Genomic DNA, 6,586 nt, shown 5'->3' on the forward strand with positions numbered 1-6,586 from the left:
TGGCTTTGTACGGCGCCCCACTTATTTTTAACATTCTCATCCTGCCTTACCAGTCCGTTGTATTTATTGCAGCCAAACATACCTAATAGTACCAGTACAACAACTACAATGATCCATTTTTTCATTTGTTAAACGGTTTAATTTTTGTATTCACATTAGAAGATAATGCCTGTATATAGCGCGCTGGTTATGTGTAATTTAACAGCGCCTGGGGGCATGAATGCACCAAACCTACACGAATTTCGGCAATCTGCAAAAACAATCTGTTATTCGCCCGTAACACAAAAGACTGCAAAAAATAAGACTAAAAATCCTTTGTTTATCCATAATTTTGTACAATAATTTTTCCTCAGATAACTATCGGAATGTATTTACAGGACAGTAGCAATGTGTTTATTGTTTGTAACTCATTTATATTTATTAATTTAGAATTAAGGTGTCTTTAAATGAGTGCACAACACATCCATATTCTCTATATCGATGATGAGATAAACAACCTGACCGCCTTTAAAGCCGCGTTTCGTAGGTTGTATACCGTGTACACAGCTGCCTCCGCCACAGAAGCAGAACAACTGTTAGCCGAACACGAAATTCACATCATCATATCAGACCAGCGTATGCCTAAAATGACAGGCATCGAATTCTTTGAAAGCATTCTGGACAAATACCCCGAGCCCATCCGCATCCTGTTAACCGGTTATGCGGATATCAATGCTGTAATAGATGCTATTAATAAGGGACAGGTGTACAAGTATTTTTCCAAACCCTGGAATGAAGAAGAGCTTAAACACAATATTGAAAAGGCATACGAAGTATTCTCCCTCCGGCGCGAGAACAAGGAGCTAACAGCCAAGCTGCTGGATGTGAATGAAAAGCTGGAATTTCTGCTCCGGCAAAAACTCATCTCTTAAACCTATTCCTGCCACTTTGCTTTTCTGGTATAAAAGTGAATGGTATTATCGTAAACACGGTAATCCAGCTTTAACGTGCCTGTAAGCAGGGTCAGAAACTCCGACAAAGGCCGGGCTTTTTCCAGGCAGCCGCTGTATTCCATAGTGGCAATTGATTGCGGCTCAAAAGCCAGTTTAAGGCCAAACCAGCGCTGGATCACAGGCTGCAGGTCGGCCAGGCGGGTTTTGTTAAAACGGTAAATACCCTCGCGCCAGGAAAGCGTAATGGCTTCATCAAAACGTTTCACCTTAAAACGTTCCCCCGGTTTGTAAATAGCCTCATAGCCCGGCTTCAGCGTAACATCCAGGGAGTCGCCCACATCTGTTACCGCGGCGCCCTGCACCAGCGAGGTAATCACCATATCCGCGTTGTAGGAGTTAATATTGAATGCCGTGCCCAGGGCTTTTACAGAGGTGCTGGGCGTATGTACAATAAAAGGTTGCCTGGGATTTTTGGCTACGTCAAAATAAGCTTCCCCGTCGAGATACACTTCCCTTGTTTTGCCAGGGAAAATGAACGGGAAGCGCAGGGTTGAGCTGGCATTCAGATGCACTTCGGTGCCATCCGCCAGCTCCAGCCGGTAATCTGTTTTAGGGGGTACGGTCAGCGTGTTCCACTGCACTTTTACAGGCGCATCATCCGCCCGGGCAATAAATGTGCTGCTGGTGGTATCAGCCGTATGTACAATACGCAACAGGGTATCTGCGGCTACTTTAGCCGGTAAGCTACCCGGTACAGGGCCGCCGGGATTGTTTGCAGCGGCCGCAGGGGCGGCGGCAGTTAATGCAGGTGCATGGCCGGTTACCGGTGCGGTATTAACGGCAGCAGCTACAGCAGCAGGTGCTGTAGGATTGGGCTGATAACGGAGATAAAATACCAGCCCGCCTGCAGTTATAATAGCCGTGAAAACAGAGGCTGCAATGGCAGCGCGGTGCTTTTTCAGTAACCGCAGCACGCGGGTAGGGAAGGAGGGCTGGGGCTTTAACAGGGCCTCAATCTTACACCAAACAAGGTCTGCCCGGAGATCCTCCAGTATATCGTCATTGGTGGCAACCTTGGCGTTTTCCAGTTCCAGCCAGCAATTGCGCACATGTTCATCGTATTCCATTACCTGCTGCAGGTATCTGTCATTCTCTTTGCTGATCTCCCCCAGCTGTTTTTCAAGCAGCAGCTGATAAATGTATTCTTGATCGAATTTCATATGATAAGCAAATCACAACCAACTATGAATGGCTCATAAGAAAATATGATGTTATGTAAATCTTATTCGCGGGTCTTCTATTACCAGCTTTAATTTTTCAGTAGGTAGTTCGCTCAGTTTGCTTAACATTTGTTTGCGTTCCTGTTCATCTGCGAGTTCATTAGGTTTAGATTGGTATTTTTCGTCATCTGCGTTTTTAGGGTGCTGTTGCAGTTGTTTTAAACAATCCACGTGCACCTGCTGGTAAAGAAACCCTCCTACGGATTGCTGTATTTCAAGATATAAACGTTGCTCCCATATGCGTATAAATGTATGCTGCACCACGTCCTGGGCCATGCGCATGTTACCTAACATAGTATATGCTTTCAGGCATAGCGGCTTGTAATATTTCAGGAAAAAGTACTGGTAGGCCTTTATATTACCCTGCTTTAACTCTGACAATACAGCCTTGTCATCAATACTGTTCATTTTATTGCATTTTGCGAAAGTGTATACAATTGTAGGAGTTTAGCATATAGGAATGTAACCTGTCCTCAATTTTTTTCAGGTATTGGACGTTACGGACCTAAAATTTCCTATTAAAAGTTACAACAAAAAGTTAATTATTGGTTAATATACTCAAAATTTACATTTTTAAGGAAAGCTTATTTACAATCTGTAGGTTAGGTATAAGATTTATTTATTAATAATTAGGGCGCCTGACACGTAATGCCGGATGGTTATACGATTTTTTCTTTAACACCTGTTATCATTCTCCGGACGATGGTTCATGGTTTTTCCATTAAATTGCACCCCATTGAAACTTAATACTCCCGCATATGCAAGTTTGGAAAGATTACCAGGCACAACACAAGGATCGTTTCCTGGATGAATTGTTGTCGCTGTTGCGCATTCCCTCCATCAGCGCAGACTCCCGTTATAACCAGGATGTAAAAGCCTGTGCAGATGCTGTACAAAAACGCCTGCAGGAAGCCGGCGCCGATAAGGTGGAAGTATGCTCTACCGCCGGTCATCCCATTGTGTATGGCGAAAAAATAATAGATCCCAAGCTGCCTACTGTGCTGGTATACGGCCACTACGACGTGCAGCCCCCCGATCCGCTTGAGCTGTGGCACAGCGGCCCTTTTGAGCCGGTGATTAAAGACGGCCGCATTTATGCCCGTGGCAGCGCCGATGATAAAGGCCAGTTTTACATGCACGTAAAGGCATTTGAGATCATGATAAAAACCAATACCCTGCCCTGTAATATCAAGTTTATGATAGAAGGGGAAGAGGAGGTAGGCTCCGCTAACCTGGGTATTTTTGTGAAGGAAAATAAGGAACGGTTAAAGGCGGATGTTGTGCTGATTTCCGATACTGCCATGCTTAGCCTGCAGCACCCTTCGCTGGACACGGGCCTGCGCGGCCTTTCCTACATGGAAGTGGAGATAACCGGCCCTAACCGCGACCTGCACAGCGGCGTGTATGGCGGCGCTGTAGCCAACCCCGCCACCATACTGGCTAAAATGATCGCCTCCCTGCACGATGAAAATAACCACATTACCATACCCGGTTTTTATGATAAAGTAGTGGAGCTGAGCGCAGCAGAAAGGGAAGCGCTGAACAAGGCGCCCTTTGATGAAGCCGAATACAGGAAAGACCTGGGGGTACAGGAGCTGTGGGGCGAAAAAGGCTATACTACCATTGAGCGCACCGGCATTCGCCCTACGCTGGAGGTAAACGGCATATGGGGCGGTTACACTGGCGAAGGTTCCAAAACCGTGCTGCCCTCTAAAGCATCCGCAAAAATATCCATGCGCCTGGTGCCCAACCAGGACTGGCATGAAATATCCGACCTGTTCAAAGCGCACTTTGAAAAAATAGCGCCCAAATCCGTTTCCGTAAAAGTAACGGCCCACCATGGCGGCAGCCCTTATGTTACGCCTACAGATCATGTGGCCTTTAAGGCAGCCAGCAGGGCCATAGAAAGCACCTTTGGCAAAACGCCCATACCGGTGCGCGGCGGCGGCAGCATTCCCATTGTGGCGCTGTTTGAAAAAGAGCTGGGCCTTAAAACCATTCTCATGGGCTTTGGACTCGACAGTGATAACCTGCACTCCCCCAATGAAAAGTATGACCTGGAAAACTTTTACAAAGGCATAGCAACCATCCCTTACTTCCATAAATATTTTGCGGAAATGAGCGGGAAGTAGCGTGCGGCATAAACTGTTAATATATACAGGGCCGGCCGTTTCAAACGGCCGGCCTTCGTTTTATTCGGCCGCTTTGCGCAGCCGGCTGCTACCCCGGTTTAATAAAAACACCGTACTTTTAATAAGCGAACCATAAAACAGTGTGAAGAAGAAAGATACGTATGGCAACAACGACCGAAAAACTTCGTCTTGATAAATACCTTTGGGCTATCCGCGTGTTTAAAACTCGCACCCAGGCGGCGGCCGCCTGTGAGGCCGGCAAGGTAAAAATGAACGGCGTTGCCGTAAAAGCTGCCCGCGCCGTTAGCATAGGCGACCAGTACGATATTAAAACCGAAGCCCGCAAGTGGAAAGTAGAAGTTACCGGCTTGCTGCATAACCGTTTGCAGTACTCCGAAGCCATTAAATACTACATAGATATTACCACTGAGGAGGATAAGCAGTTTAACCAACGTGTAGCCGCTACCTTTTATACCGGCAAGCGCCCCAGTAAAATTGGCCGCCCTACCAAACGGGAGCGCCGCAACCTGGATGAGTTTATGGATGGCGACGAACAGTAGCTGCTTGCCCTGCCGGCGCCCTGGATTGCCTTGCCGCCCTGCCGCGGCCATCTTTACCGGTGTTATTACGTTTTCTCGTATTTGCGTAGTAGATTTGCGCATCTTTTGATTTTTGGGTTAAAAGGAGGGCCGCACACACCACACCCTTCAAAAATCCGGGATCTGAGGTCTAAAATCTTAACTCAATAGATGCCTAAACAAAGCGACGTGCTCTCCGCCGATTTCCTGGTGAAGATTGCAGAAGAATTTGGTACGCCGGTATATGTGTACCACGCAGAAAAAATTAAAATCCAGTACGAAAAGCTCCAGAAGGCCTTTACAAAAACGGATGCCCGTTTTTTCTATGCCTGTAAGGCATTGACCAATATCAATATCCTGAAGTACATCAACTCCCTGGGCTGCGGGCTTGATACCGTGTCCATACAGGAAGTGCAGCTGGGCCTTAAAGCCGGTTTTGATCCCAGGAACATCATCTTCACACCCAACTGTGTGGATCTGCAGGAGATCATTGCCGCCAAGGACCTGGGCGTGATCATTAATATCGATAATATCTCCATACTGGAGCAGTTCGGCAATAAGTTCGGCGGCAGCTATCCCATTTGCATACGCCTGAACCCGCATATTATGGCAGGGGGCAATTTCAAAATATCCACCGGTCATATCGACAGCAAGTTTGGTATTTCCATTCACCAGCTGCGCCACATAGAACGTATTGTAAAAAGTACTAAGCTGAAAGTAACCGGCCTGCATATGCACACCGGTTCGGAAATAAAGGATGTGGATGTGTTCCTGCGTGGCGTAGAGATCATGTTTGAGATGGCGGAGCATTTCCCGGACCTGGAATCCATTGACCTGGGCAGCGGCTTTAAAGTAGCTTACCAGCAGGGCGACCCGGAAACAGATATAGAGCTGCTGGGCAAAAAGCTGTCCGATGCTTTCAACAGCTTTAACAAGCACTATCACCGCCCGTTGCAGCTGTGGTTTGAGCCGGGTAAGTTCCTGGTAAGCCAGAGCGGCTATTTCGTGGTAAAAACCAATGTTATCAAACAAACCACGGCAACCGTGTTTGTGGGCGTTAACTCCGGGTTTAACCACCTGATCCGCCCTATGTTCTACGATGCCTTTCACCTGATCCGCAATATTTCCAACCCGCACGGCACCGAGCGTATTTACACGGTGGTGGGCAATATTTGCGAAACCGATACCTTTGGCTGGGACCGTAAGATCAATGAGGTGCGGGAAGGCGATTACCTGGTGTTCTATAACGCCGGCGCCTATGGGTTTGAAATGTCGTCCAACTTCAACTCCCGCCTGAAACCTGCAGAAGTGCTGGTGAAAGACGGTAAGCCCCACCTGATCCGTAAAAGAGATACGCTGGATGATATTCTGAAGAACCAGATAGAGATTGCAATTACGAATTGAACGGTGGCTGTTAAAGGCAATAGGCTATTGGCATCATGAATGGTTGAATTGTGAAGTGCCTGGCTACTGTATGTGAAAAATAATTACGAATTGTAACCGGCCCGGTTTCAATTTTATAAATACTGAGCCACATCTTTACGGGTGTGGCTCAGTTATTTTTTACAGCGCAATTGTCCGTTAATTGCTTTTCAACCCCTGTTCCATTGCGGTGCAACTGGTATGCTTCCCTCCTAAAAAGGCCCTTTTTCCCGGGTGAAACC

6 protein-coding genes are annotated in these 6,586 nt (G+C 47.0%); 4 read left to right on the plus strand and 2 right to left on the minus strand.

Going from position 1 to position 6,586, the window contains the following annotated elements; genetic code table 11:
• Nucleotides 1–446 precede the first annotated feature (446 nt).
• On the plus strand, nt 447–911 hold the full coding sequence (locus tag VFS25_RS25260; RefSeq protein ID WP_326464970.1) for a response regulator: 465 nt from the start codon (nt 447–449) through the stop codon (nt 909–911).
• Nucleotides 912–913: 2 nt separating this feature from the next.
• Here the strand turns inward: VFS25_RS25260 and VFS25_RS25265 are convergent, their stop codons facing one another.
• Both VFS25_RS25265 and VFS25_RS25270 read right to left on the minus strand, forming a co-directional pair.
• Nucleotides 914–2,152 carry a FecR family protein gene (locus tag VFS25_RS25265; protein ID WP_326464971.1) on the minus strand — a complete coding sequence of 413 codons (1,239 nt, stop codon included), beginning with the start codon at nt 2,150–2,152 and terminating at the stop codon, nt 914–916.
• A gap of 51 nt (nt 2,153–2,203) precedes the next feature.
• Complete coding sequence (locus VFS25_RS25270) at nt 2,204–2,620, minus strand: hypothetical protein (protein WP_326464972.1); 417 nt, start codon at nt 2,618–2,620, stop codon at nt 2,204–2,206.
• A gap of 350 nt (nt 2,621–2,970) precedes the next feature.
• Between VFS25_RS25270 and VFS25_RS25275 the strand changes: the two genes are divergently transcribed.
• The 3 genes from VFS25_RS25275 (at nt 2,971) to lysA (ending at nt 6,326) form a co-directional block, all read left to right on the plus strand.
• Entirely contained in the window at nt 2,971–4,344 is a 1,374-nt protein-coding gene (locus VFS25_RS25275) for a dipeptidase (protein WP_326464973.1), read from the plus strand.
• Between the two features lie 161 nt (nt 4,345–4,505).
• Nucleotides 4,506–4,904, plus strand: coding sequence for an RNA-binding S4 domain-containing protein (locus tag VFS25_RS25280; RefSeq protein ID WP_326464974.1), 399 nt, complete (start codon nt 4,506–4,508; stop codon nt 4,902–4,904).
• A gap of 189 nt (nt 4,905–5,093) precedes the next feature.
• A complete protein-coding gene (gene lysA, locus VFS25_RS25285) occupies nt 5,094–6,326 on the plus strand; it encodes a diaminopimelate decarboxylase (RefSeq protein ID WP_326464975.1) in 1,233 nt (410 codons plus the stop codon).
• The last annotated feature ends 260 nt before the right edge of the window (nt 6,327–6,586 follow it).

It is taken from the genome of Chitinophaga sp. (assembly GCF_035761305.1).
In the GTDB taxonomy this organism is placed as follows: Bacteria; Bacteroidota; Bacteroidia; order Chitinophagales; family Chitinophagaceae; genus Chitinophaga.